Annotated in this window: 21 protein-coding genes and 1 tRNA gene; 4 read left to right on the top strand and 18 right to left on the bottom strand. The window is 76.2% G+C overall.

The window, feature by feature from the left end:
• Positions 1 to 2 precede the first annotated feature (2 nt).
• Genes AB8M62_RS17305 through mfd form a run of 6 tightly spaced genes read right to left on the bottom strand, consistent with a single transcriptional unit; the run spans position 3 to position 7,851 of the window.
• A complete protein-coding gene (locus AB8M62_RS17305) occupies positions 3 to 551 on the bottom strand; it encodes a DUF501 domain-containing protein (protein ID WP_369056398.1) in 549 nt (182 codons plus the stop codon).
• The gene (locus AB8M62_RS17300; RefSeq protein ID WP_369056397.1) at positions 548 to 1,198 is read right to left on the bottom strand and encodes a septum formation initiator family protein; all 651 of its coding nucleotides are present in this window, start codon (positions 1,196 to 1,198) and stop codon (positions 548 to 550) included. The genes AB8M62_RS17305 and AB8M62_RS17300 overlap by 4 nt, the downstream gene beginning before the upstream one ends.
• Positions 1,199 to 1,234: 36 nt before the next feature.
• A complete protein-coding gene (gene eno, locus AB8M62_RS17295) occupies positions 1,235 to 2,518 on the bottom strand; it encodes a phosphopyruvate hydratase (protein WP_369056396.1) in 1,284 nt (427 codons plus the stop codon).
• 54 nt (positions 2,519 to 2,572) lie between these two features.
• A complete protein-coding gene (locus AB8M62_RS17290; RefSeq protein WP_369070371.1) occupies positions 2,573 to 3,544 on the bottom strand; it encodes an ROK family protein in 972 nt (323 codons plus the stop codon).
• A 40-nt stretch (positions 3,545 to 3,584) separates the two neighbouring features.
• Positions 3,585 to 4,265 carry a nucleoside triphosphate pyrophosphohydrolase gene (locus AB8M62_RS17285; protein WP_369070370.1) on the bottom strand — a complete coding sequence of 227 codons (681 nt, stop codon included), beginning with the start codon at positions 4,263 to 4,265 and terminating at the stop codon, positions 3,585 to 3,587.
• Position 4,266: 1 nt separating this feature from the next.
• Entirely contained in the window at positions 4,267 to 7,851 is a 3,585-nt protein-coding gene (mfd, locus tag AB8M62_RS17280) for a transcription-repair coupling factor (protein WP_369056393.1), read from the bottom strand.
• A 171-nt stretch (positions 7,852 to 8,022) separates the two neighbouring features.
• Here mfd and AB8M62_RS17275 point away from each other — a divergent pair, with 171 nt between their 5' ends.
• Positions 8,023 to 9,864 carry a DUF4012 domain-containing protein gene (locus tag AB8M62_RS17275; protein WP_369070369.1) on the top strand — a complete coding sequence of 614 codons (1,842 nt, stop codon included), beginning with the start codon at positions 8,023 to 8,025 and terminating at the stop codon, positions 9,862 to 9,864.
• A 173-nt stretch (positions 9,865 to 10,037) separates the two neighbouring features.
• A complete protein-coding gene (locus AB8M62_RS17270) occupies positions 10,038 to 10,355 on the top strand; it encodes an LAVTG motif-containing sortase-dependent surface protein (RefSeq protein ID WP_369070368.1) in 318 nt (105 codons plus the stop codon).
• Positions 10,356 to 10,427: 72 nt separating this feature from the next.
• Here the strand turns inward: AB8M62_RS17270 and pth are convergent, their stop codons facing one another.
• The 5 genes from pth to AB8M62_RS17245 all read right to left on the bottom strand — a co-directional run bounded on the left by pth (position 10,428) and on the right by AB8M62_RS17245 (position 14,600).
• A complete protein-coding gene (gene pth, locus AB8M62_RS17265) occupies positions 10,428 to 11,024 on the bottom strand; it encodes an aminoacyl-tRNA hydrolase (protein WP_369070367.1) in 597 nt (198 codons plus the stop codon).
• Positions 11,025 to 11,071: 47 nt separating this feature from the next.
• A complete protein-coding gene (locus tag AB8M62_RS17260; protein WP_369070366.1) occupies positions 11,072 to 11,737 on the bottom strand; it encodes a 50S ribosomal protein L25/general stress protein Ctc in 666 nt (221 codons plus the stop codon).
• A 183-nt stretch (positions 11,738 to 11,920) separates the two neighbouring features.
• Complete coding sequence (locus AB8M62_RS17255; RefSeq protein WP_369055245.1) at positions 11,921 to 12,898, bottom strand: ribose-phosphate diphosphokinase; 978 nt, start codon at positions 12,896 to 12,898, stop codon at positions 11,921 to 11,923.
• A complete protein-coding gene (gene glmU, locus AB8M62_RS17250) occupies positions 12,895 to 14,340 on the bottom strand; it encodes a bifunctional UDP-N-acetylglucosamine diphosphorylase/glucosamine-1-phosphate N-acetyltransferase GlmU (protein ID WP_373694986.1) in 1,446 nt (481 codons plus the stop codon). The genes AB8M62_RS17255 and glmU overlap by 4 nt, the downstream gene beginning before the upstream one ends.
• Before the next feature lie 188 nt (positions 14,341 to 14,528).
• Positions 14,529 to 14,600 (bottom strand) — tRNA-Gln (locus tag AB8M62_RS17245).
• A 140-nt stretch (positions 14,601 to 14,740) separates the two neighbouring features.
• Here AB8M62_RS17245 and AB8M62_RS17240 point away from each other — a divergent pair.
• Complete coding sequence (locus tag AB8M62_RS17240; RefSeq protein WP_369055274.1) at positions 14,741 to 15,379, top strand: TetR family transcriptional regulator; 639 nt, start codon at positions 14,741 to 14,743, stop codon at positions 15,377 to 15,379.
• 9 nt (positions 15,380 to 15,388) lie between these two features.
• Complete coding sequence (locus AB8M62_RS17235; RefSeq protein ID WP_369055249.1) at positions 15,389 to 15,937, top strand: MarR family winged helix-turn-helix transcriptional regulator; 549 nt, start codon at positions 15,389 to 15,391, stop codon at positions 15,935 to 15,937.
• Positions 15,938 to 15,994: 57 nt separating this feature from the next.
• On the opposite strand, the gene AB8M62_RS17230 is transcribed toward AB8M62_RS17235, so the two are convergent.
• The 7 genes from AB8M62_RS17230 to metG form a co-directional block, all read right to left on the bottom strand.
• The gene (locus tag AB8M62_RS17230; protein ID WP_369055250.1) at positions 15,995 to 17,554 is read right to left on the bottom strand and encodes a sugar transferase; all 1,560 of its coding nucleotides are present in this window, start codon (positions 17,552 to 17,554) and stop codon (positions 15,995 to 15,997) included.
• 255 nt (positions 17,555 to 17,809) lie between these two features.
• Positions 17,810 to 19,645 carry an ABC-F family ATP-binding cassette domain-containing protein gene (locus tag AB8M62_RS17225; protein ID WP_369070363.1) on the bottom strand — a complete coding sequence of 612 codons (1,836 nt, stop codon included), beginning with the start codon at positions 19,643 to 19,645 and terminating at the stop codon, positions 17,810 to 17,812.
• Between the two features lies 1 nt (position 19,646).
• A complete protein-coding gene (locus tag AB8M62_RS17220; protein WP_369070361.1) occupies positions 19,647 to 20,603 on the bottom strand; it encodes a 4-(cytidine 5'-diphospho)-2-C-methyl-D-erythritol kinase in 957 nt (318 codons plus the stop codon).
• Positions 20,604 to 20,614: 11 nt separating this feature from the next.
• Complete coding sequence (rsmA, locus tag AB8M62_RS17215) at positions 20,615 to 21,517, bottom strand: 16S rRNA (adenine(1518)-N(6)/adenine(1519)-N(6))-dimethyltransferase RsmA (RefSeq protein ID WP_369055254.1); 903 nt, start codon at positions 21,515 to 21,517, stop codon at positions 20,615 to 20,617.
• Positions 21,490 to 22,626, bottom strand: a complete 1,137-nt coding sequence (locus AB8M62_RS17210; RefSeq protein ID WP_369070359.1) for a resuscitation-promoting factor — start codon at positions 22,624 to 22,626, stop codon at positions 21,490 to 21,492. The genes rsmA and AB8M62_RS17210 overlap by 28 nt, the downstream gene beginning before the upstream one ends.
• Positions 22,627 to 22,947: 321 nt before the next feature.
• On the bottom strand, positions 22,948 to 23,733 hold the full coding sequence (locus tag AB8M62_RS17205; RefSeq protein WP_373694985.1) for a TatD family hydrolase: 786 nt from the start codon (positions 23,731 to 23,733) through the stop codon (positions 22,948 to 22,950).
• Positions 23,734 to 23,780: 47 nt separating this feature from the next.
• Entirely contained in the window at positions 23,781 to 25,604 is a 1,824-nt protein-coding gene (metG, locus tag AB8M62_RS17200; RefSeq protein ID WP_369070355.1) for a methionine--tRNA ligase, read from the bottom strand.
• Positions 25,605 to 25,710: the final 106 nt, after the last annotated feature.

The following is a 25,710-nucleotide window of genomic DNA, read 5'->3' as shown; positions in this document are numbered from 1 at the left end:
GCTCACGCGCCGCCGCCCTCCCCCGGGTCGGGGTCGTCGGCGGGCGCGTCGAGGGCGGTGTGCGGGCAGGTGGCCGGCCAGCCGCCGCGCTCGGCCAGCAGCGCGAGGGCCTCGTCGCCGAGCGGGTTGACACCCGGCCCGGCGGCCAGGGCGTGCCCGGCCAGGGCGTGCAGGCACTTCACGCGGGTGGGCATCCCGCCGGCCGAGACGCCCTCGATCTCCTCGACGTGCCCCAGCCGCTCGCGGCGGCGCAGGTAGTCCTCGTGCGCGGCGGCGTACGCGGCAGCCAGGGCGGGGTCGTCGGCCAGGCGCTGCGTCATCTCGCGCATGAGGCCGGAGGCCTCCAGCGTGCTCAGCAGCGCCGCGGCGAACGGGTCGGTGAGGTAGTAGGTCGTGGGGAACGGCGTGCCGTCGGGCAGCCGCGGCGCGGTCTCGACGACGTCGGGGCGCCCGCAGGTGCAGCGGTGGGCGATGGAGACCACGCCCCGGGGGACGCGGCCGAGGAGCTCGCGGATGGTCCGCAGGTCCCGCTCGGTGGGTTCGTCGGTCACTCGCCGTCCAGGGTCGGGGCGGGGACGGGCTCCAGCGAGGGCGCGTCCGGCGCCGAGGAGGGGTCGGACACGCCGGCGACGCGCAGCGAGTCCCAGATGTTCTCGTACCAGGCCGCGGACGAGCGCGGCACGGAGGCGGCCGCCTCGGCGGGCGGCACGGCGTCGGTCTCGCGCTGGGAGTCCACGACGTAGGGGGTCTCCCCCGGCAGCACGTACTGCAGCCGGGCTCGCGCCTGGGTGCGCACGTAGGCGTCGTCGGCCCAGCGGGCCTGCTCGGCGCGCATGGCCGCCAGGTCCTCCTGCTGCTGGCCGATCGTGGCCTCCAGCCGCCCGATCTCCGAGCGCTGCTCCAGCCACTTCTGCCAGCTGGGCAGCAGGAAGACGGCCAGCACCAGCAGCAGGGCGGTCAGGACGAGGACGCGGGGGCCGCGGGTGCGGCGGCGCTCGGCCGCCGACAGCGACGCCGCGCTGCGCCCGCGCGAGGCCGGGGCGGGGCGGCGCGGGGGCGCCGCCGCCGCGGGCGCCCGCGAGGGGGCCCGCCCGGCCGCGGCGCGGGCCCCGCCACCGCGTCCCGCCCCGCCGCCGGGGCGGGCGGCGGTGCGGGACGCGGTGGAGCTGCGGGGCGCGGTGGGTCGTCGCGTCGCCATGACGACCAGACTCCCTCGACCTGCCGCGTCAGCGCGTCAGGCGCGCCCGGCGCGGGGGAAGGCGCCGGCGCCCGCGTAGCGCGCGGCGTCGTCCAGCTCCTCCTCGATGCGCAGCAGCTGGTTGTACTTGGCGACGCGCTCGGAGCGCGCGGGGGCGCCCGTCTTGATCTGCCCGGATCCGACCGCGACCGCGAGGTCGGCGATGGTGGTGTCCTCGGTCTCGCCCGAGCGGTGGCTCATCATCGTGCGGAAGCCGTTGCGGTGCGCCAGGTCCACGGCGTCCAGCGTCTCGGTGAGCGAGCCGATCTGGTTCACCTTCACGAGCAGCGCGTTGCCGGCGCGCTCGTCGATGCCGCGCTGCAGGCGCTCGGGGTTGGTGACGAACAGGTCGTCGCCGACGATCTGCACGCGGTCGCCGATCGCGGCGGTCAGCGCGGTCCAGCCGGCCCAGTCGTCCTCGGACAGCGGGTCCTCGATCGAGACGAGCGGGTAGTCGCGGACCAGGCCGGTGTAGTACTCGGTGAGCCACTCGGCGCTGCGGGTCTCGCCCTCGAAGGCGTAGCCGGCCTCGGAGTGGAACTCGGTGGCCGCGACGTCGAGCGCGAGCGCGATGTCGGTGCCCAGGGAGAACCCGGCCTTCTCCACGGCGCTGGCGATGAGGTCCAGCGCGTCCTTGTTGCTGGGCAGGTCGGGGGCGAAACCGCCCTCGTCGCCCAGGCCGGTGGCCAGGCCGCGCGACTTCAGCACCGACTTCAGCGCGTGGTACGTCTCGGTGCCCCAGCGCAGCGCCTCGCGGAACGAGGACGCGCCGACGGGGGCGATCATGAACTCCTGGATCGCGACACCGGTGTCGGCGTGGGCGCCGCCGTTGACGATGTTCATCATCGGCACGGGCAGCACGTGGGCGTTGGGCCCGCCCAGGTAGCGGAACAGCGGCAGGTCCGCGGAGGCCGCGGCGGCCTTCGCGACCGCCAGGGAGACGCCCAGGACGGCGTTGGCGCCCAGGCGGCCCTTGTTCGGGGTGCCGTCCAGGTCGAGCATCGCCTGGTCGACGAGGCGCTGCTCGTGCGCGTCGTGCCCCACCAGCGCGGGCCCGACCTCCTCGATGACGGCCTCGACGGCCTGCTCGACGCCCTTGCCGAGGTAGCGGCCGGAGTCGCCGTCGCGGCGCTCGACGGCCTCGTACGCACCGGTCGACGCGCCCGAGGGCACGGCGGCGCGGGCGAAGGTGCCGTCGTCGAGGAGGACCTCGACCTCGACGGTGGGGTTGCCGCGGGAATCCAGGATCTCGCGAGCTCCGACGGCCTCGATGGTGGCCACGTGCGCTCCTAGTGCTCGTCGACTGATCTGCCGGAGCGAGCCTAGCGTCGCCGCTCAGCGCCCCAGCGCCCCGTCGCCCGCGAGCGCCGACCAGCCCAGGCGGCCGGCGCCGACCAGCCCGCTGGTGCGCGGCAGGCGGGAGGCGCTGATGCGCACGTCGGCCAGGTGCGGGTACACGGCCAGCTCGGCGTAGGCGGCGCGCAGCGGCGCCATCACCACGTCCCCGGCGCTGGCGACGCCGCCGCCGACGACGACGTCGGTGAGGTCCAGGAGCGCTGCGGCGGACAGGAACGCCGAGGCCAGCGCCCGGGTGCCGTCGGCGATCACGGCGAGCGCCAGCGGGTCGCCGTCGGCGGCGTCGGCGGTCAGCCGCTTCGCGTCGGCGGCCTCACCGGGCCGCCAGCCGCGCCGGCGCGCGGCCGCCACCATCGAGGGGCCGGAGGCGTAGGCCTCCACGACGCCGCGCGCGCCCGAGCCCTCCAGGACGGCGCCGTCGAGGTGCACGCCGACGTGGCTGAGGAACCCGGCGTTGCCGCTCTTGCCGGCCAGGACGCGGCCGTCGAGGACGACACCGGCGCCGATGCCGGTGGAGACGACGACGCCGAGGACGGCGGGCGCGCCGGCGGCGGCGCCGCGCCACTGCTCGGCGGCGGCGAAGCACTGCCCGTCCTGGGCCAGCTCGGCGCGCACCCGGCGCCCGAGGACGGCACCGGCGCGGCCGGCGACGGCCTCGACGAGGCCGAAACCGCGCAGGGAGGGGATGTTGACCGGGTGCACGGTGCCGCGGCGGGTGTCCACGGGCCCGGCGGAGCCGATGCCGACGACGTCGGCGACCCGGTGGCCGTGCTCGCGGGCCTGCGCGAGGACGTCGTCGACGAGCACGTCCAGGGCGCGCGCGACGGCGGCCGGGTCGTGCGCGTCGGTGGGCACCTCGCGGGCGGCGGTGAGCTCCCCGTCCTCCCCGACGAGCCCCGCGGCGATCTTGGTGCCGCCGATGTCGATGCCCAGCACGTGCGTCGTCGTCACGGGCGGCGACCCTAGCGGGGCGGGCCCTGCGGGACGGGCGTCAGCCGCCGGTGGCCGCCTCGCGGGCGCGCGCGCCGGCCTCCAGCTCGCGGACGGTGGTGCGCAGCGCGGCCTCCGGGTCGACGCCGGCGGCGCGGGCGCGGCGCACGAGGTCCAGCAGCTCCCGGCCCACCGCGGCCTCACCAGGAGCACCGGGGGCCGCGGGCTCCTCCAGCCCGGCGCGTTCCAGGCGGCCGAGGACCTTGTCGGCGCGGGCGAGCGCCGGCAGGTGCAGGGGCACGCCGTCCAGGACGCTGGCGCGCGTCTTCTCGGTCGCCTTGATGGCGTCCCAGCGCGCCTGCAGGTCCTCGGCGGCCGCCTCGCCGGCGAAGACGTGCGGGTGCCGGCGCACGAGCTTGGCGACGATGCCGGCGGCCACGTCGTCGATGTCGAAGCCGTCGGGGGCCTCGGCGGCGACCCGGGCGTGGAAGACGACCTGCAGCAGCAGGTCGCCCAGCTCCTCGCGCAGCTCGTCGCGGTCGCCGCCCTCGACGGCGTCGACGACCTCGTAGGTCTCCTCCACGAGGTACCGCAGCAGCGAGGCGTGCGTCTGCCGCGCGTCCCACGGGCACCCGCCCGGGGAGCGCAGCCGGTCCATGACGGCGACGAGCTCCAGCAGCGCCGCGCCGGCGGGCCCGGCGGGCGCGCCGGGGTCGGGGGCGCAGGGGTCGGGGGCGCCCACGTCAGCGCGCCCCCGCCGCCGCGACGGCCGCCGGCTGCTCCAGCAGCACCGCGGCGACGAACTCGCGCGCCCACGCCAGCACCGCGGCGTCGCGCAGCGGCTGGCCGCCGATCCGGGCGGTCATCGGGGCGGGCACGAGCGCCACCGACAGCTGCGGCTTGAGGACCGTGCCCGGGTACAGGCGCTTGAGGCGCAGCTCGCGCGACTCGGGCAGGTCGACCGGCGCGAAGCGCACCTGCTTGCCCTGCAGGCTGACCTCGCGCAGCCCCCCGGCGCGGGCGACGATCCGGAACCGGGCGACCTCGAAGAGGTTGAGCACCGGCTGCGGCAGCTCGCCGTAGCGGTCGACGAGCTCGGCGCGCAGCTCGTCGAGGTCGGCGTCGGAGTCCACGGCCGCCAGCCGGCGGTAGGCCTCCAGGCGCAGGCGCTCGCTGGGCACGTAGTCGTGCGGCAGGTGCGCGTCGACGGGCAGCTCGATCTTCACCTCGGTGGGCTCGGGCTCGGCCTCGTCCTCGGCGCCCGGGACCTGCCGGCGCACGTCGGCGACCGCGTCGGCCACCATCCGCATGTACAGGTCGAAGCCGACGCCGGCGATGTGCCCGGACTGCTCGCCGCCGAGCATGTTGCCCGCGCCGCGGATCTCCAGGTCCTTCATCGCCACCGCCATGCCGGAGCCGAGGTCGGTGTGCTGGGCGATGGTGGCCAGGCGGTCGTGGGCGGTCTCGGTGAGCGGCTTCTCCGGCGGGAAGAGGAAGTAGGCGTAGGCGCGCTCGCGGCCGCGGCCCACCCGCCCGCGCAGCTGGTGCAGCTGCGACAGGCCCATCGTGTCGGCGCGCTCGACGATCAGCGTGTTGGCGTTGGAGATGTCCAGGCCGGTCTCGACGATCGTCGTGCAGACCAGGACGTCGAACCGCTTCTCCCAGAAGTCCACGACGACCTGCTCCAGGCGGTGCTCGCCCATCTGCCCGTGGGCGGTGGCGATGCGCGCCTCGGGCACGAGCTCCTTCAGCCGCGCGGCGGTCCGCTCGATGGACTGCACGCGGTTGTGGATGTAGAAGACCTGCCCCTCGCGCAGCAGCTCGCGGCGGATCGCGGCGGCGATCTGCTTGTCCTCCTGGCCGCCCACGTAGGTCAGCACGGGGTGGCGCTCCTCCGGCGGGGTCGCCAGCGTCGACATCTCGCGGATGCCGGTGACGGCCATCTCCAGGGTGCGCGGGATGGGGGTGGCGCTCATCGCGAGGACGTCGACGTTGGTGCGCAGCGTCTTCAGCGACTCCTTGTGCTCCACGCCGAAGCGCTGCTCCTCGTCGACGACCACGAGGCCCAGGTCCTTGAACTTCACCTCGCCGCTGATGAGGCGGTGGGTGCCGATGACGACGTCGACGGAGCCGTCGGCCAGCCCGGCGATCGTCTCCTTCGCCTCCGCGCCGGGCGTGAACCGCGACAGCGGCTTCACCGCGACGGGGAACTGGGCGTACCGCTCGGCGAACGTCTTGTAGTGCTGCTGCACGAGCAGCGTCGTGGGCACGAGGACGGCGACCTGCTTGCCGTCCTGCACGGCCTTGAACGCCGCCCGCAGCGCGATCTCCGTCTTGCCGTAGCCGACGTCGCCGCACACGAGCCGGTCCATCGGGACCGGCTTCATCATGTCGGCCTTGACCTCGTCGATGCTGGCCAGCTGGTCGGGCGTCTCCACGTAGGGGAAGGCGTCCTCCAGCTCCCGCTGCCACGGGGTGTCCTGCCCGAACGCGTGGCCCTTGGTGGCCATCCGCGCGGAGTACAGCTTGATGAGGTCGCCGGCGATCTGCTTGACCGCCCGGCGGGCCTTGGACTTCGTCTTCGCCCAGTCCGCGCCGCCCATCTTCGACAGCGTCGGGGTCTCCCCGCCGGTGTAGCGGGTGACCTGGTCGAGGGTGTCGGTGGGCACGAACAGCCGGTCGCCGGGCTGACCGCGCTTGCTGGAGGCGTACTCCAGCACCAGGTACTCGCGGGTGGCGCCGCCGATCGTGCGCTGGACCATCTCCACGAACCGGCCGATGCCGTGCTGCTCGTGCACGACGAAGTCGCCCGGGCGCAGGGACAGCGGGTCGACGGCGTTGCGCCGCCGGCGCGGGGCCATCCGGCGCATGTCCTTGGTGGACTGCCCGCCCACGCCGGTGATGTCGGCCTCGGTGACCAGCGCCAGGCGCAGGCCCTCGTGGACGAAGCCGTGCTCGACGCCGGCCGTGGTCACCTGCACGAGGGCCTGCTCGGGCGCCTCGACGAGGTCGTCGACGAGGCGGGCGGGCACGTCCTCGCCGGAGAGGACCTCCACGAGCCGCTTGGCGGGCCCGTGCCCCTCGGTGGTCACGACGATGCGCCAACCGTCACCGGCCAGCGCGCGCAGGTCGGCCAGCGCCTTCTCGGTCTCCCCGCGGTAGCTGACCACGTCGCGGGCGCCGACGCGCAGGACGCGGACGTCCTCCAGGTCCCGCAGGTCGTCGTCGGGCACCAGGCTGGTGACCGACCACCACGGCCGGCCGGTGGACTCGGCGTGCGCGCGCACCTGCGCCAGCGTCCAGAAGGAGGAGGCGCCCAGGTCCACGGGCGTCTGCCCGCCGGCGGCGGCGCTGCCCCAGGCGGCGTCGAGGAACTCCGCGCCGGTGGCCACCAGGTCGTGGGCGCGGGCGCGCACCTTCTCCGGCTCGGCCAGCACGACGTGCGTGCCGCGCGGCAGGACGTCCAGCAGCGGCTCCACGCCGTCCACGAGGACGGGGGCCAGCGACTCCATGCCCTCCACGGCGATGCCCTCGGCCAGCTTGGCCAGGACGTCGGCCACCCCCGGCAGCTCGCCGGCCAGGGCGCGGGCGCGCTCGCGCACCGCGTCGGTCAGCAGCAGCTCGCGGCACGGCGGGGCCCACACGCCGTCCGGCTCGACCTCCAGCGAGCGCTGGTCGGCCACGGAGAAGGAGCGGACCTCCTCGACCTCGTCGCCGAAGAACTCCACGCGCACCGGGTGCGGGCGGGTGGGCGGGAAGACGTCGAGGATGCCGCCGCGCACGGCGAACTCGCCGCGGCGCTCGACCATGTCCACGCGCGCGTAGGCGGCCGCGGCCAGCGCCTCGACGCACGCGTCCAGGCCGACCTCGTCCCCGGCGCGCAGCCGCACCGGCTCCAGGTCGGCCAGCCCCTTGACCAGCGGCTGCAGCACGGCGCGCACGGGCGCCACGACGACGCGCACCTCCCCGGCCTCCGGGTCCCCGGGGGCGGGGTGGACGAGGCGGCGCAGCACCGACAGTCGCTGGGCGACGGTGTCGCTGCGCGGGGACAACCGCTCGTGCGGCAGCGTCTCCCACGCCGGGAACTCCGCCACCGACGCGGCCGGCAGGTAGCAGCGCAGCCAGGTGGCCAGGTCCTCGCACTCGCGACCGGTGGCGGTGACCACGAGCAGCGGGCGCTCGGCGGCCAGCGCGGCCAGGAGCGCGGGGCGCACCCCGAGCGGCGCGACGACGTCGAGCGCGCTCGTGGCGCCCTCGCGCGCGGCCTCGACGGCCGCGGAGACGGCGGGTTCGGGGCGCAGGGCGTCGAGCAGGCCGGTCAGGCTCACGGGTTCTCCGGGGAGGGACGTGCAGGGTGCGGGGCCCGGCGCGGGGCGCCACGAGGACGGCGTCCAGCCTACGTCCGGCCCGCGACACGGGCGCCGCGAGCGGGCTGCGGGGGGCGCGCGGGACGGCGCCGGGTGCACCGGCGGCGGGCGCGGACTCCGTAGGGTCGGCCCGTGCCCGTCCCCTACCTGCCCGGCCCCGCGGGCGACGACGCCCGCGGCGCCGACGGCGAGTGGGAGGAGAGCCCGGGCGCGCGCCGGCGCCGCCTGCGCCGCCGCCGGCTCGCCCCGCTGCGCCTGGTCCTGCTCCTGCTCGTGCTGCTCCTGGCCGCCTGGGTGGCCGCCGTCGCGGTCAGCGGCGTGCAGGCCGGCCGCGCCCTGCAGCGGGTGGCGGCGGCGGCGCCCCAGCTGGAGGACGCCGTGCGCGCCCAGGACTTCGCGGGCGCCTCGCAGGTGGCCGAGGGCGTCGCCGCCGACGCCCGGACCGCCGCGCGCGCCACCGGCCAGTGGCCCTGGCGGGCGGCGCAGGCGGTCCCGTGGGTCGGCGAGCAGCTGGGCGCCGTGGGCGCCGGGTCGCGGGCCGCGGCGCTGCTGACCGAGCCGCTGCCGGGCGCGCTCGACCTGGCCCACGACGTGCTGGGCGAGGGGCTGGTCTCGGCGGACCGCACGGTGGACGTGGACGCGGTGCGGGAGCTGTCCCCCGTCGTCACCGACTACGCCGGGCGCGTGCAGCGGGCCCGCGCCGCGCTGGCCGCCGGGACCGGCGAGGGCGTGCTGCGCTCCATCAGCAGCCGGCTGGAGCCGGTGGAGCGGATGCTCGGGCAGGTCGAGGGGCCGCTGACGACGGCCGCCGACGTCGTGCCGCAGCTGCCGTCGATGCTGGGCGCGGACGGCCCGCGCACCTACCTGGTCGCCTTCACCAACCCCGCCGAGCCGCGTCCCGTGCAGGGCATCTTCGGCGCCTACGCCTACCTGGGCGTGGACGGCGGCCGCATCGAGCTGGTGAGCACGGGCACCGACAACGACCTGTACGCCGCGCGCGCCGACCCGTCGGTGCTGGGCGAGGAGTACGTGGCCCTGTACGGCGCCGACGCCGGCCGGGTGCAGAACGTCACCCTGGGCGCGCAGGCCGACGACGCCGGGCGGCTGGCCGCCGACCTCGTCGTCGACGCCGGCCTGCCGCGCCCGGACGCGGTCGTCTTCGTCGACCCGGTGGGCCTCGCGCAGCTGCTGGGCCCGGACCACGAGCCGCTGGACCTCGGCCCCTTCGGGCAGGTGGCGACGGCGGACCTGCCCGACGTGCTGATGCGCGAGGCGTACGTGCGCTTCGAGGGCGACCAGGACGCCCGCAAGGCGTTCCTGGCGGTGACCTCGGCGGCCGCGTTCGAGGCGGTGCTGGCCGACGGGCTGTCCACCAGCGCGGCGGCGGGCGCGCGCGAGGCCGTCGCCACCGGCCACCTGGCGGTGTGGAGCTCCGTGCCGGCCGAGCAGGAGGCCCTCGTGGCGGCCGGGGTGGCGCACGTGCTGGGCGACCCGGCGCTGGCCGGCGGCCGGGCGCACCTGGCCCTGACGAACACGGCGCCCTCGAAGCTGGAGTACTGGGTGCAGCCGTCCGTCGAGGTGCAGCCGCCCTGCGCGTCGGTGACCGGCGAGGCCGTCGGCGCGCTGCAGCTGACGCTGGTCAACACCGCGCCGGAGGACGTGCCCGGGTACATGCGCAACGCCACCGCCCGCACGGCCGCGGACGAGCGCACCGCCCAGGACGTCGTCTCGCTGTGGGTGCCGCCGTGGCTGGGGCTGGACGGCGCGAGCGTGGACGGCGCCCCGGTGCCGACGGCCGTGGACGCCGAGCACGGGTGGCGGCTGGTGCGGCTGACGGTGGACCTGCCGCCGGGCGTGCCGGTGGTCGTGCGCTGGCAGCTGCGGGGGCCCGCGGAGGACCTGCCGCGCGAGGTGCGGGGCCCGTCGACGGCCGCGGCACCGGTCGTGACGATCGGTACGTGCCTCGTCCCGTGAGGTGACGCGGCGTGACGGTTCGTCCGAACGTGGGGTGAACACCACGCTGCGTGACACACGCCCCCGGACGTGGTCGATCAGCTGGACTCGCGGGTGACGTTCCGTCATCCTGGGGGCCGCCTCGCTGATCACCGTGGTCGGCGCGGGCTCGGAACGACTGGGGGGGACCCACCGTGCGCAAGACCACCGCTCGCCTCGCAGCTGCCGGGGCGCTCTCGCTCGCGGCGCTCGCCGGCACCGCCGGCGCTGCGTCGGCCGACGTCACCGACTACGCGCCCGCCACGCCGACCCCGTCGGTGTCGCAGACCGTGACCCCGTCCGTGGCCCCGTCGACCGGGGGCACCACCCCGGGCGCCGTCGCCTCCTCCGGCGACGAGCTGGCCTACACCGGCGCCGACGTCCTGCCCTGGGCCGCCGCCGGCTCGGTGCTCGTCCTCGGCGGCGCCGCCATGGTCGTGACCGGCCGCCGCAAGCCCGCGCGCCAGCACTGACGCGCCCGCCGCACGCACGAGGGGCCGGTCGGGACACTGTCCCGGCCGGCCCCTCGTGCGTGCGCTCCCGCCTCAGCGCGGCGCGTGGAAGCGCTGCTGCGCCGCCTCCAGCCCCTCCACCACGAGCTGCTCGACCGCGTCGGCGGCGTCGGCGACCAGGAACGGCAGCTCCTTGCGCTCGGTGGAGGAGAACTCCTTGAGCACGAAGTCGGCCGGGTCCTGCCGGCCCGGCGGGCGGCCGATGCCCACCCGCACGCGCGCGTAGTCCTTGCTCCCGAGGGACTTCGAGGTCGAGCGCAGGCCGTTGTGGCCGCCCTCTCCCCCGCCCCTCTTGAGCCGGACCTCCCCGAAGGGCACGTCCAGCTCGTCGTGGACGAGGACGAGGTGGTCCAGGTCGACGTCGTAGTACTTCGCCAGCCCGGCGACGGGGCCGCCGGACAGGTTCATCCACGACGTCGGCGCGGCCAGGACGGCCCGCGGCCCCGGCACCCCGCCGGGGCCGGTGCCCAGGCGCACCTCGGCGACCCGGGCACCGGTGCGGTGCCGCTTCAGCGGCGCGGACGCGCGGGAGGCCAGCTCGGCGAGCACCGTCTGCCCGACGTTGTGCCGGGTGCGCTCGTACTCGGTCCCGGGGTTGCCGAGACCGACGACGAGCCAGGTGCCCGGCACCGCTGCCCCCCGCGCCCGCAGCCGCTCGGCGACGTCCGCCAGCCGGCTCAGGACTCGTCGGAGTCCGCGGGGGCGTCCGCGGAGCCGTCGGCCTGCGCCGACTCCTCGGAGGACTCCTCGCGGACGATGCCGGCCTCAGCCTCGGCGGCCTCCAGCTCGGCCTCGACCTGGGCGGCGCTGGCGGCGGCCTGGACGACGACGACCAGCTGCTCGGCGTCGCCGGCCAGGGTGGCGCCCGCGGGCAGGGTCACGTCGCCGGCGGCGACCTGGCCACCGGCCTCCAGGCCCTCGACGGAGACCTCGACCGACTCGGGCAGGTGGGTGGCCTCGGCCTCGACGGACAGGGTCGTCAGCTCCTGGTTGACGATCGTGTCCGGGGCGGCCTCGCCGGTCAGGGTCAGCGGGACGTCGACGACGACCTTCTCGCCGCGGCGCACGACGATCAGGTCGACGTGCTCGATGAAGCCCTTGATCGGGTCGCGCTGGACGTCCTTGGGCAGCGTGAGGTGCTTCTGCCCGTCCAGGTCGATGTCGAGCAGGGCGTTGGCGTGCTTGAGCGCCATCATCGTCTGGTGCCCGGGCAGGGTGACGTGGATCGGGGCCTCGCCGTGGCCGTAGACGACGGCGGGGATCTTGTCGGCGCGGCGGATGCGACGGGCGGCGCCCTTGCCGAACTCGGTGCGCTTCTCGACGGTCAGCTGGGTCTCGGCCACGGGGTTCTCCTCGGGTGGTGGTGGACGCGGGCGGGCCCCGGGGGGCGCGCGGACGCGTCCACCGCGTCGATCACGGAGGCGCGTGCGCCGTCCCTCGCCGAGGCAACCGCAGCAGTCTAACGGCAGCGGGCCCCGCCGCGACGCCGGCGGCGTCGGGGCGGGGCCCGCGGGGAGCTGCGGGTGTCAGCTGTGCCCGTCGAACAGGCTGGTGACCGACCCGTCGTCGAAGACCTCGCGCACGGCCCGGGCCAGCAGCGGCGCGATGGACAGCACCGTCAGCTGCGGGAAGCGCTGCGCCTCGGTGATCGGCAGCGTGTTGGTCACGACCAGCTCGGAGATCGGCGAGTTCTTCAGCCGGTCCACGGCCGGGCCGGAGAGCACCGCGTGCGTCGCGGTGGCGATGACGTCGGCGGCGCCGTTGGCCTTGAGGGCCTCCGCGGCCTGCACGATGGTGCCGGCGGTGTCGATGAGGTCGTCCACGAGCACGCAGGTGCGGCCCTCGACCTCGCCGACGACCTCGTGCACCTTCACCTGGTTCGGGACGTTCGGGTCGCGGCGCTTGTGGATGATCGCCAGCGGCGCGCCGAGGCGGTCGGACCACAGGTCGGCCACGCGCACCCGGCCGGCGTCCGGGGACACGATCGTCAGGTTCGAGCGGTCCACCCGCTTGCCGACGTGCTCGGCCAGCAGCGGCAGCGCCCACAGGTGGTCGACGGGGCCGTCGAAGAAGCCCTGGATCTGGGCGGTGTGCAGGTCCACCGACATGAGCCGGTCGGCGCCGGCGGTCTTGAACATGTCGGCCACCAGGCGCGCGGAGATGGGCTCGCGGCCGCGGCCCTTCTTGTCCTGGCGGGCGTAGCCGTAGAACGGCGCGACCACCGTGATGCGCTTGGCCGAGGCCCGCTTCAGCGCGTCCACCATGATCAGGTGTTCCATGATCCACTGGTTGACGTTGGCCGTGTGGCTCTGGATGACGAACGCGTCGGCGCCGCGCACGCTCTCCTCGAACCGGACGTAGATCTCGGAGTTGGCGAAGTCGTAGGCGCTGGTGGGCACGAGCTCGGCGCCCAGCGCGGCCGACACCTCCTCCGCCAGCTCCGGGTGGGCGCGGCCGGAGATGAGGACCATCCGCTTCTCGCCCGTCGTGGTGATCCCTGTCATGCCTGGCTCTCCCTGCCGTCGGTGGTGCTCTCGCCCTGCGCGGGTGCCCCGTGCGGGGTCCCGCCGTCCGTGCTCGCGCCGCTCGCGCGCTGCGCCGCCTCGGCGGCCGGGGTGCCGGGGCGGTTCGCCACCGTCCACCCCTCGACGTTGCGCTGCGGCGCGACGGTCATCGCCAGCGCGCCCGGGGGCACGTCCTTGCGGATGATCGTCCCGGCGCCCGAGTAGGCGCCGTCGCCGATGGTGACCGGCGCGACGTACATGGTGTCGCTGCCCATCCGCACGTGGTCGCCGACGGTGGTGCGCGCCTTGCGCACCCCGTCGTAGTTCACGAAGACCGAGGCCGCGCCGATGTTGGAGTGCTCGCCGATGGTCGCGTCGCCCACGTACGACAGGTGCGGCACCTTGGAACCGCGGCCGATCTCGGCGTTCTTCGTCTCCACGAACGTGCCGATCTTGCCGTCGGCGCCCAGCCGGGTGCCCGGGCGCAGGAACGCGAACGGCCCCACGGAGGCGCCGGGCCCGACGACCGAGCCGGAGCCGTGGGTGCGCACGACGCTGGCGCCCTCGCCGACCTCCACGTCGGTCAGGGTGGTGTCGGGGCCGACGACGGCGCCGGTGGCCACGCGGGTGCGCCCGTGCAGCTGGGTGCCGGGCAGGACGGTGACGTCGGGGGCCAGCTCAACCTCGTCGTCCACCCAGGTGGTGCGCGGGTCGACGACGGTGACGCCGGCGAGCATCCAGCGGCGCAGCGTGCGGGCGTTGGCCTCGGCGGCCAGCTCGGCCAGCTGGGCGCGGTCGTTGGCGCCGCGCACCTCCCACTCGTCGTCGACGCCCACGGCCTCCACGCGCCCGCCCGCGGCGCGCGCCAGGGCCAGGGCGTCGGTCAGGTACACCTCGCCGGCGGCGTTGTCGCGGCCGGTGCGGGCCAGCGCGTCGCGCAGGGCGGCGGCGTCGAAGGCGTAGACGCCCGAGTTGACCTCGCGCACCGCGAGCTGCTCGGGCGTGGCGTCCTTCTGCTCGACGATGCCGCTGACGCCGTCGGCGTCGCGCAGCACCCGCCCGTAGCCGGTGGGGTCGGCCACGTGCGCGGTGAGCACGGTGACGGCGTTGCCGGCCGCGGCGTGGGCGTCGGCGAGCCGGCGCAGCGTGTCGGCCGACAGCAGCGGAACGTCGCCGTAGGTGACCAGCACGGTGCCGGCCAGGCCCGGCGGCAGGGCGTCCAGACCGCACTGCACGGCGCGGCCGGTGCCCGGCACCTCGTCCTGCAGGGCGACCACGGCACCGTCGTCGAGGGAGCGCACGTGCTCGCCGACGCGCTCGGCCTGGTGGCGCAGGACCACGACGAGGTGGTCGGGGTCGGTGCCGCGGGCGGCGCGCACGGCGTGCCCGAGCAGGCTGCGCCCGCCGAGGGGGTGCAGGACCTTGGGCAGGGCCGACTTCATCCTCGTCCCCTCACCGGCGGCGAGGACGATCACGGCGGAGGGCTTCGGGGTGGTCACGCGGTGGCGCTCCTCGCGGGCTGCGGGCGTCGAGACCGGGCCGCGGACGACCCTGCCCGGCGAGGATAACGGCCGCGGCGCCGGGGGCGGACCACCCGTGCGGCGCCGCTCGCCCGTCCGGCGGCCGCCGGCTCCCGGGAGAGGATTCGAACCCCTACCTGACGGGACCAAAACCCGCCGTGCTGCCGTTACACCACCCGGGACCGCCGGGGCCGGCGCGAAGCGGCCCGCGGCGGCGACCATCCTGCCAGCACCCGCCCCCCGTCCCCGCCGCCCGCCGCGCCGGTCGGGCGGGCAGGATGGGCCCGTGGCCGACACCCCGCCGCGGACCCCGCGCGCCCGGATGACCAGCGGTGAGCGGCGCGAGCAGCTCATCGGCATCGGCCGCACGCTCTTCGCCGCCCGCGGCGTCGAGGGCACCACCGTCGAGGAGATCGCCGCCCGGGCGGGGGTGTCCAAGCCCGTCGTCTACGAGCACTTCGGCGGCAAGGAGGGCCTGTACGCGGTCGTCGTGGACCGCGAGTTCTCCACGCTGCTGTCGGCCATCACGGGGGCGCTGTCCGGGCGCGGCAGCCCCCGCACGCTGCTGGAGCGGGCGATCACCGCGCTGCTGGACTACATCGAGGGCTCCACCGACGGCTTCCGCATCCTCGTGCGCGACTCCCCCGTCGCCCCCACCGGCGGCGGCTTCGCCAGCCTCATCTCCGACGTCGCCAGCCAGGTGGAGTACCTGCTCGTCGACGCCTTCGCCGCCCGCGGCTTCCCGGCGCAGATGGCCTCGATGTACGCGCAGATGCTCGTGGGCATGGTGGCCGTGACGGGGCAGTGGTGGCTGGACAGCCGCGAGCCGCCCAAGGAGCAGGTCGTGGCGCACCTGGTGAACCTCGCCTGGAACGGCCTGACCGGCCTGGAGCGCTCGCCGCGGCTGGCGTCCCGGCCGCCGGGAGCCCAGCAGCCGGGGGCCCAGCAGCCGCCCGGCTAGGGTGCGCGGGTGGCGACGGAGGGGACCGGCACCGGCGCGGGAGCGGGGCCGGCGGCGGGGGCGGCGGCCGACGAGGTCGACCGCATCGTCGCCGCCTGGCGCCGGGAGACCCCCGGGCTCGACGTCGAGCCGCTGGAGGTCCTCTCGCGCGTGGCGCGGCTGTCGCGCTACCTGGACCGGCTGCGCCGCGACGCCTTCGCCGCCCACGCCCTGGAGACCTGGGAGTTCGACGTCCTGGCGGCCCTGCGGCGCTCCGGCGCCCCGCACGAGCTGTCCCCCGGCCAGCTGGTCGTCCAGACGCTGGTGACCAGCGGGACCATGACCAACCGGGTGGACCGGCTGGTCGCCCGCGGTCTCGTGCGGCGCCTGCCCGACCCGACCGACGGGCGCAGCGTGCGGGTGCGGCTGACCGCCGAGGGCACCGCGGCCGTGGACGCGGCGCTGGCCGACCTGGTGCGGGCCGAGCACCGCCTGCTGGGCGTCCTGCCGCCGCAGGACCGCCGCGAGCTGGCGGCCCTGCTGCGCCGGGTCACCGCCCCCTTCGAGCAGCGCTCCTGACGCGACGAGCCCCGCCCCGCGGACCGCGGGACGGGGCTCGGCGCCAGCGGGTGGGCCTCAGTAGGCCCCGCGACCGCGGAGCACGGCCCCGGCGGTCTTCCACAGGATCATGAAGTCGAAGGTGAAGGACCAGTTCTCGACGTAGCGCACGTCCAGGCGCACCGACTCGTCCCAGTCCAGGTCCGAGCGGCCGTTGATCTGCCACAGGCCCGTCAGGCCCGGCTTGACCAGGAGGCGCCGGCGCATGTCGTAGCCGTACGCGTCGACCTCCTTCTGCAGCGGCGGGCGCGGCCCGACCAGCGACATCTGCCCGAGCAGCACGTTGATCAGCTGCGGCAGCTCGTCCACGGAGTAGCGGCGCATGAGGCGGCCCGTGCGGGTGATCCGCGGGTCGACCTTCATCTTGAACAGCACGCCGTTGCCGTCGGTGCGCTCGCGCAGGTCCACGAGCAGCTTCTCGGCGTCGGTGACCATCGAGCGGAACTTGAACATCCCGAAGGAGCGGCCGTCCTTGCCGACGCGCTGCTGGACGAAGAAGACCGGGCCGGGCGAGTCCAGCTTGATCGCGACGGCGACGGCCAGCAGGAGCGGGCTGAGCAGCAGCAGCGCCACGGCGGCCGCGGTGCGGTCCACCGTGGTCTTCGCCAGGCGGCGCACGCCCTCCAGCTCGGGGCGCTCCACGTGCAGCAGCGGCAGCCCGCACACGGGCCGGATGGCCACGCGCGGGCCGATGACCTCGGTCAGCGCCGGGGCGACGACGAGGTCGGCGCGGGTGGCCTCCAGCTCCCAGCCCAGGCGGCGCAGGGCCGGGCCGTCCAGCTCGGGGCAGGCGGTGACGGCCACGACGTCGGCGTCCACGCTGGTGACGGCGTGGCGCACGTCGTCGAGGCTGCCGACGACCTCGATGCCCAGGGCGTCGAGCTCGGCGTCCTCCTCCGGCGTGCCCTTGCCGCCGGGCACGCAGGCGCCGACGATCCGCATGCCGTGGTAGCTGGCGCGGTGCAGCTGGCGGGCCATGCCGGCCACGGCGGCGCGGTGCCCGACGGCCACGACCGTCTGCCCGGCCTCACCGCGCGTGCGGCGCTCGTGCAGGCGCTGGCGCAGGGTGTACCGGCCGATCAGCGTGCCGACGATGGCCAGCGGGAACGCCACGACGACGTAGCCGCGGGCGATGTCGAGGTCGAAGGCCCACGAGGAGGTGCCGACCACGGCGACGACGGCCAGCGAGGCCGTCAGCACGCGGTGGTACTCCTCGGAGCCCACGCCGAGGAAGCGCGGCTCGTAGGTGCGGAAGGCGCCCATGGCCAGCACCCACATCACCGGCAGCAGGACGGCGACGGCCACGACCGCGCGGCCGGCCGTGGTGGCCAGGTCGGCGGGGGCCTCGTTGAAGCGGGCGAAGAAGCCCACGAAGGCGGCCAGCGCCGCGACGGCGGCGTCGACCGCGATGACCTGCTGCACGTAGGAGCGCTGCCACGCGGGAGTGCGCTCGGGCATGCCGAGGACGGTGCGCTGGCGCGGCACGAGCAGGCGCTCGCGGCGGACGGCGTCGGTCCCGGCGTCGGCCGGGGAGGTCCCCAGCAGCTGGTCGTCGATCTCCGTGGTAGCACCGGGCACGTCTGATCTGCTCAAAGTCCCCCCTGGACCGCTGGTGCGTCTGCGGCGGGCTCGGCCCGCCGGCCGCGGCGGGACCGGACGCCCCCCGGGTGGCCCTCACCGCGCTGCACAGCGTAGGGGGTGGCCACCCGAACGACGCAAGACGTGGCACGTCCCGGCTAGCCCGGTCGGCCGAACAGCACCCGAACCGGTCACCGTCAGCACAGATCGCTCACCACTGGGCACGGTGAGTGATCAGACCTGGTCGGCGCCTCGTCACTCGACGAGCTCGGACGCCTCCAGCCAGGCCTCCTCCAGCTGCTCGCGCTCGGTCAGCACCGCGCGCAGCTGCTCGTCCAGGCTCGTCACGCGCGCGACGTCCGTGGCGTGCTCGGCCAGCTGCGCGTGCAGCTCCTCCTCGCGGGCGGCCAGGCGCTCCAGCCGGCGCTCGACGCGCGCCATCTCCTTGCGCGCGGCCCGCACGGCCGCCCCGTCGACGGCCGGCGCCGCCGGCGCCGCCGACCCCGCCGGCGCCCGGGCTCCCGAGGCCCCCGCGGCACCCGCCGACCCCGCGGCGGCCTTGGCCTCGGCCCGGCGCCGCAGGTACTCCTCGACACCGCCCGGCAGGTCGCGCACGGTGCCGTCGCCCAGCAGCGCCACCTGGCGGTCGGTGACGCGCTCCAGCAGGTACCGGTCGTGGCTGACGACGACCAGCGTGCCCGGCCAGCCGTCGAGCAGGTCCTCCACGGCGGCCAGGGTGTCGGTGTCCAGGTCGTTGGTCGGCTCGTCCAGCAGCAGGACGTTGGGCTCGCCCACCAGCAGCCGCAGCAGCTGCAGGCGCCGGCGCTCGCCGCCGGACAGGTCGTCCACGCGCGTCCACGCGCGCTGGGCGGTGAAGCCCAGCCGCTCCAGCAGCTGCCCGGCCGGCACGTCGCGGTCGCCGATGCGCACGTGCGAGGCGACCTCGTCCACGGCCTCCAGCGCGCGCAGGTGGCCGACCTCGTCCAGCTCGCGCACCTCCTGCGACAGGGTCGCCACCACGACGGTCTTGCCGCGCTTGACCACACCGGCGTCCGGGCGCACCGCCCCGGTGACCAGCCCGAGCAGCGTGGACTTGCCGGCGCCGTTGACGCCGACGACGCCGACCCGGTCGCCCGGGCCCAGCCGCCACGTCACGCGGTCCAGCAGCGTGCGCCCGTCGTAGCCGACCGTGACGTCCTCGAGGTCGACGACGTCCTTGCCCAGCCGGGTGGTGGCCGTGCGGGCCAGCTCGACGGAGTCGCGCAGCGGCGGCACGTCGGCGATGAGGGCGTTGGCGGCGTCGATGCGGAAGCGCGGCTTGCTGGTGCGCGCGGGCGCCCCGCGGCGCAGCCAGGCCAGCTCCTTGCGCAGCAGGTTCTGCCGGCGCTCCTCCGTGACGGCCGCCACGCGGGCGCGCTCGGCGCGGGTGAGCACGTAGGCGGCGTACCCGCCGTCGTAGGCGTCGACGACGCCGTCGTGCACCTCCCACACGCGCTCGCACACGGCGTCGAGGAACCAGCGGTCGTGCGTGACGACGAGCAGGGCGCCCTGGCCGGCGGGCCAGCGCCCGCGCAGGTGCTCGGCCAGCCACGCCACGCCCTCGACGTCGAGGTGGTTGGTGGGCTCGTCGAGGACGACGAGGTCGTGCTCGCCGGCCAGCAGCCCGGCCAGCGCCACGCGCCGGCGCTGCCCGCCGGACAGGGTGGCGACCGTGGCGTCCAGGCCGCCGACGTCGGAGGCGTCCAGGTCGCCCAGCAGGCCGGTGACCACGTCGCGCACACGGGCCTGCGAGGCCCAGGCGTGCTCGGGCAGGTCGCCCAGGACCGCCTCGCGCACGGTGGAGCCCGGCGCCAGCGGGTCGGCCTGGGTGAGCATGCCCAGGCGCAGCCCGCCGGTGTGGGTGACGCGGCCGCCGTCCGGCTCCTGGTGCCGGGCCAGCAGCCGCAGCAGCGTGGACTTGCCGTCGCCGTTGCGGCCCACGACACCGGTGCGGTCGCCCTCGGCGACCCCCAGCGACACGCCGTCCAGCAGGGTCCGCGACCCGTGGACCACGGTCAGGCCCTCGGCGCTGACCAGGTTGGCGCCCGCCACCTCACTCCCCTCCCGCTCGGACGGCTTCCAGCACGCGCGCTCCCGGCGCGGGCGCGTCGGCGACCAGCACGGCGCCCCCGGGCCGGTCGCGGCCCAGCTCGGCGGCCAGCTCGCGCGCGTGCGCGGGCGAGGTCGCCAGCAGCGCCACGGTGGGACCGGAGCCGGACACGACGGCACCGGCGGCGCCCGCGGCGCGCCCGGCCTCCAGCGTCGCCACCAGCTGCGGGGCCAGCGAGAGCGCGGCCTCCTGCAGGTCGTTGTCGAGGGCGGCGCCCAGGGCGAGCGGGTCGCCGGAGCGCAGGGCGCGCTCGACGGCGTCCAGGCGCGGCTCCTCCAGCCGCCCGGGCCGGTCGGCGCGCAGCCGGTCCAGCTCGGCGTAGACGGCGGGCGTGGACAGCCCGTCGCCGGCCAGGACGAACACCCACGAGAAGCGGGCGGTGGTCATCACGGGCGCCAGCTGCTCACCGCGGCCGGTGCCCACGGCGGTGCGCCCGTGCAGGGCGAACGGCACGTCGGAGCCCAGCTGCGCGCCCAGCTCGGTCAGGGCGGTCAGGCCCAGCCGCGTCTGCCACAGCGCGTCGCAGGCCACGAGGGCGGCGGCCGCGTCGGCGGACCCGCCGGCCATGCCGCCGGCCACGGGCACGGCCTTGTCGATCGTCAGGTGCACGTCGTCGGGCACCCCGGTGCGCTCGGCGAGCAGGCGGGCGGCGCGCACGGCGAGGTTGGTGCCGTCCAGCGGGACGGCGGAGGCGTCCACGCCCGGCCGCGGGCGCACCCGCACCGTGGTCCCGTGCCCGGGGGCGGCGCGCTCGGCGGTGACGTCCTCGGCCAGGGCGAGGGCCTGGAACACGGTGACGATGTCGTGGTAGCCGTCGTCGCGGCGCGGGCCGACCTCCAGCAGGAGGTTGACCTTGGCGGGGGCGCGGGCGGTGACGGCCGCGCCAGGGGTCCTCGGCACGGTCGTCGACCCTACGGCGTCGCGGGGGCTGCCCCCGCCGCGGCGGCGATCCGGGCGAAGTCGGCCACGGCGAGCTGCTCCCCGCGGGCGCCGGGGTCGACGCCGGCGGCGCGCAGGGCGGCCTCGGCGGCCGGGGCGGAGCCCGCCCAGCCGGCCAGGGCGGCGCGCAGCGTCTTGCGGCGCTGGGCGAAGGCGGCGTCGACGACGGCGAAGACCTCCTGGCGGGTCGCCGTCGTCGCCGGGGGCTCGCGCCGCTCCAGCGCGACGAGGCCGGAGTCGACGCGCGGGACCGGCCAGAAGACGGCCGGCGGCACGGACCCGGCGCGGCGGGCGGCCGCGTACCAGGCGGTCTTGGCGCTGGGCACGCCGTAGGTGCGGCTGCCGGGGCCGGCGACGAGCCGGTCGGCGACCTCGGACTGGACCATGACCAGCGCCCGGCGCAGCGTGGGGAAGCGCTCCAGCATCGTCAGCAGCACGGGCACGGCCACGTTGTAGGGCAGGTTGGCCACGAGGGCGGTGGGCGCCGGACCGGGCAGCGCGGTGACGTCGAGGGCGTCGGCGAGCACGACCTCCAGCTGGGCGCCCGGGCGGGCCCGGGCGGCGGCCGTGGCGGGCAGCTCGGCGGCCAGGACGGGGTCGACCTCGACGGCCACGACGCGGTCGACGACCTCCAGCAGCGCCAGGGTCAGCGAGCCGAGCCCGGGGCCGACCTCGACCACGACGTCGTCGGGGGCGAGGCCGGCGACCCGGACGATGCGGCGCACCGTGTTGGCGTCGACGACGAAGTTCTGGCCGAGCGTCTTGGTGGGCCGCACCCCCAGGCGCCCGGCGAGCTCGCGCACGTCGGACGCCGTGAGGAGCCCCGAGGGACCGGGGCCGGTGGGGGTCAGAGCCTCTTGCCGCACACGGGCCATTGTCCGGCACCGGCGCGCTGGTACAGCATCTTGGCCCGCAGGGTCTGCTCGGAGGCCGAGGCCTGGCTGGGCAGGCCGCTGCCGCCGACGGCGCGCCAGGTGGAGACGCTGAACTGGTACAGGCCGTGGTACTTGCCGCTGGCCGAGACGATCGAGGGGTTCCCGCCGGACTCGCACTGGGCCAGGGCGCTCCAGTTCAGCCCGTCGACGCCGCCGCCGACGTTCCCGGACGCCGCGGGGGCGGGGGCGGGACGCTCCTTGGTGCCCACGCGCACGACCTCCTCGACGGGGGCCACGTCGACGACCTCGCCCACGGGGAGGTGCTCGACGCGGACGCCGTCGCGCAGGACGTCGTCGAAGGTGACCGTCTTGGAGCCGTCGACGCCGGCCGTGACGACCTCGCGCTCGCCCTCGAACATCTCGCCGGTGCGCTCGGTGCGGCTGCCGTGCGGGACGGGGTGCACCTCGGTGCTGCTGACGCGGTCCACGCGCACGACCTGCACGCGCAGGTCCGGCACGACGCGGGCGGCGGGGTCGAGCGAGACCTCGTCGCCCTCGCGGACCTCCACGCCGGCCTCGGCCAGCAGGGCGGCCACGTCGGCGGCGGTGGTGGTCAGGGCGCGCTCGGCGCCGTCGGCCGCCACGACGACGGGCTTGGGGGTGACGACGTCCAGGGCCAGGCCCTCGCGGCCCAGGGCCTGCGAGCGGGAGGCGGACAGCTTTGCGCCGTCGGCGCGCACGCCCAGGTCGGCCAGCGCGTCGTCGACGGTGAGCGCGGTGGTCCAGTAGGTGCGCTCCTCCCCGTCGACGGTGAGGGTCAGCTGGCGGCCGTAGCGCACGACGATCTCGTCGCCGTCGGACAGCTGCGCGTCGGGCGCGGGGGCGACGAGGTCGTGCTCGCCGAGGACGACGCCCTGGGCGTCCAGCACGGCGCCGACGGTGCCGGCGAAGGTGCTGATCTCGGTGGTGGTGCCGTCCGCGTCGAGCACGACGTCCTTGTCGAACGCGGTGAAGGCGACGGTCCCGCCGACGACGGCGGCCAGGGCGGTGCCCCCGGCGATGAGGCGGACGGTCCGGCTGGACCGGGAGAGCAGGGCGCGCAGCTGCACGAGGGATCCTTCGACGAGGTGCCCGGGCACGAGCGCGGGCAGACCGTCACGAGGGGACCCCCGTCCCCGCGTCGGCCCCGCACCCGTCGGGTGCGGTCGCCCGGCCGCCTCGATCCGGCCGACAGCGCGGGACCGTAACCGGCCCGGTACCCGCCCGACAAGTTCCCGTGATCGGCGGGGGCGCGCTCCCCCGCCCGGACAGGTGCTCCCCTCCACCTCGACCGCAGGTCAGGGCACCTGTGGCCCCGGCGGACGTGAGACGTGTCACGCCGCGGTCACGAACCGATCACGAGGTGGTCCGCGGGGTGGTCCGCGAGCCGGTCACCAGGGGCCGTAGACGGCCTCGGTGGTGGCGGCCAGCTGCCCGCACAGCTCCTCCAGGTCCGCCCCCAGCACCGCGGCCATCGCGCGGACGGTGTGCGGCACGAGGTAGCCGGCGTTGGGGCGGCCGCGGTGCGGGACGGGGGTCAGGTAGGGCGCGTCGGTCTCGACCATGACCAGCTCGCGCGGGGCGGCGCGCAGGGCCTCGCGCAGCGGCTCGGCGTTCTTGAACGTCACCGTGCCGGCGAAGGACAGGTAGTAGCCGGCGTCGGCGCACACCCGCGCCACCGCCGCGTCGCCGGAGAAGCAGTGGAAGACCGTGCGCTCGGGCGCGCCCTCCTCGGCCAGCACGCGCAGGACGTCGTCGTGGGCGTCGCGGTCGTGGACCTGCAGCGCCAGGCCGAGCTCCTTGGCCATCGCGATGTGCGCGCGGAAGGAGTCCTCCTGCAGGTGCCACTGCTCGGGCGGGGTGCGGAAGTGGTCCAGGCCCGTCTCCCCCACCACCCGCACGCGCGGGTGGCGGGCGAGCTCGCGGACCTCGGCCAGCGCCGCGTCCAGCGCGCCGTCGGCGACGAGCTGCGGCACCTCGTTGGGGTGCAGGGCCACCCCGCCCAGCAGCTGCGGGTGGCGGTCCAGGGCCCCGACGGTCCAGCGGGCCGCGGGCAGGTCGCAGCCGATCTGGACGGCCCGCCCCACGCCCACCGCGGCACCGGCCGCCAGGAGCTCGGCGACGACCGCGTCGGACTCCTCGGAGTCCAGGTGGGTGTGGTTGTCGGGCACGTCCACCGGCAGAGGCTCGGGCGCCGGCGGGCGCGAGCGGTCGCGCCCGCCGCTCACGCGCCGCCCGCCAGCCGGGCCAGCTCCTCCTCGACGACGGCCGCGACGTCCAGCTTGGTGAACACCGGGGTCGGCGCGGCCACCGGCGTGCCGGGCACGACGGGGCGCGGCGCCCACTCCGGCAGGGTCGCGCCGTCGCCGGAGCCGCGGCGGTAGTCGCCGGTCAGGACCGGGTAGGAGCGGGTGGCGTCGTCGAGGTCGGTGACCTCGCGCAGCTGCGGCAGCGGGGAGACGGTGCCGGTGCCGCCGAGGGCCTCGTGCACGGCCTGCGCCGAGTGCGGCAGGAACGGCGAGAGCAGCGTCCGGCAGTCCGAGACGGCCTGCGCGGTCACGTGCAGGACCGAGCGCATCCGCTCCGGGTCGGAGTTCTTGATCTTCCAGGGTTCCTGCTCGGTGAGGTACTTGTTCACCTCGCCGACGACCCGCATGGCCTCGGCGACCGCGGCGCGCTGGCGGTGCGCCTCGATGAGGGAGCCGACGGTGCCGAACCCGGCGCCGGTGGTGGCCAGGACCGCGCGGTCGGCGTCGGTGAGCTCCCCGCGCTCGGGGACCGAGCCGACGTTCTTGGCGATGAGGCTGGCCGTGCGGTTGACGAGGTTGCCCCAGCCGGCGACGAGCTCGGAGTTCGTGCGGGTCGCGAACTCCTGCCAGGTGAAGTCCGCGTCGCTGTTCTCCGGGCCGGCCGCGGAGATGAAGTACCGCAGGGCGTCCGGCTGGTAGCGGGCCAGCACGTCGCGGACGTGGATGACGACGCCGCGGCTGGAGGAGAACTGCTTGCCCTCCATCGTGAGGAACTCGCTGGCCACGACCTCGCTGGGCAGGTTCAGCGCGCCGTACGCGCCCGGCGCGCCGCCGGCGGCGCCGCGGCCGTCGTAGGCCAGCAGCTCGGCGGGCCAGATCTGCGAGTGGAAGGTGATGTTGTCCTTGCCCATGAAGTAGTACGACCGCGCGGACGGGTCGGTCCACCAGGCGCGCCAGGCGTCGTCGTCGCCGGAGCGGCGGGCCCACTCCACCGAGGCGGACAGGTACCCGATGACGGCGTCGAACCACACGTACAGCCGCTTGGCGGGGTTGTCCTCCCAGCCGGGCAGCGGCACCGGGATGCCCCAGTCGATGTCGCGGGTCATGGCCCGCGGCTTGAGGTCCTCCAGCAGGTTCTGCGAGAACTTCAGCACGTTCGGGCGCCAGCGGCCCGTCTCCGCGCGCGTCTGCAGCCAGGAGCCCAGCGCGTCGGCCAGCGCCGGCAGGTCCAGGTAGAAGTGCTCGGTCTCCACGAACACCGGGGTCTCGCCGTTGATGCGGCTGCGGGGGTTCTTCAGCTCGATCGCGTCGAGCTGGTTGCCGCAGTTGTCGCACTGGTCCCCGCGCGCGCCGTCGAACCCGCAGATCGGGCAGGTGCCCTCGACGTAGCGGTCGGGCAGGGTGCGCCCGGTGGACGGGGAGATGGCGCCCATGCCCTTCTTCGCCACCATGTAGCCGTTGCGGTGCACGGTGCGGAACATCTCCTGCACGACCGCGTGGTGGTTGCGCGTGGTGGTGCGGGTGAACAGGTCATAGGACAGGCCCAGGGCGTGCAGGTCCTCGGCGATGACGCGGTTGTAGCGGTCGGCGAGCTCCTGCGGGCCCACGCCCTCCTGCTCGGCCTGCACGAGGATCGGCGTCCCGTGCTCGTCGGTCCCCGAGACCATCAGGACGTCGTGACCCGCCATCCGCATGTACCGGCTGAACACGTCGGAGGGGACGCCGAAGCCGGCGACGTGGCCGATGTGGCGGGGGCCGTTGGCGTAGGGCCAGGCCACCGCGGACAGGACGTGGGTCATGCCCCCGATCCTAGGGGCGCCGGGGGGGGGGGGCCCGGCGCCCGCGCCGGCCCCCGCGGCCGCCGGCGCCCGTACGACGCGCGGCGAAGCGTCTGGGACGTGGCGA

The sequence above is a fragment of the Kineococcus terrestris genome (assembly GCF_041020755.1).
Taxonomy (GTDB): Bacteria; Actinomycetota; Actinomycetes; order Actinomycetales; family Kineococcaceae; genus Kineococcus; species Kineococcus terrestris.
Note: the sequence above shows the minus strand (reverse complement) of the source record. Positions and strands in the feature narration are given on the sequence as shown.

What these genes read in the sequence shown, in the direction of transcription:
- AB8M62_RS17300 (WP_369056397.1), bottom strand. Translation starts at nt 1,198, where the DNA reads ATGGCGACGCGACGACCCACCGCGCCCCGCAGCTCCACCGCGTCCCGC.
- AB8M62_RS17255 (WP_369055245.1), bottom strand. Translation starts at nt 12,898, where the DNA reads ATGACAGGGATCACCACGACGGGCGAGAAGCGGATGGTCCTCATCTCC.
- glmU (WP_373694986.1), bottom strand. Translation starts at nt 14,340, where the DNA reads ATGAAGTCGGCCCTGCCCAAGGTCCTGCACCCCCTCGGCGGGCGCAGC.
- AB8M62_RS17240 (WP_369055274.1), top strand. Translation starts at nt 14,741, where the DNA reads ATGACCAGCGGTGAGCGGCGCGAGCAGCTCATCGGCATCGGCCGCACG.
- rsmA (WP_369055254.1), bottom strand. Translation starts at nt 21,517, where the DNA reads ATGGCCCGTGTGCGGCAAGAGGCTCTGACCCCCACCGGCCCCGGTCCC.
- metG (WP_369070355.1), bottom strand. Translation starts at nt 25,604, where the DNA reads ATGACCCACGTCCTGTCCGCGGTGGCCTGGCCCTACGCCAACGGCCCC.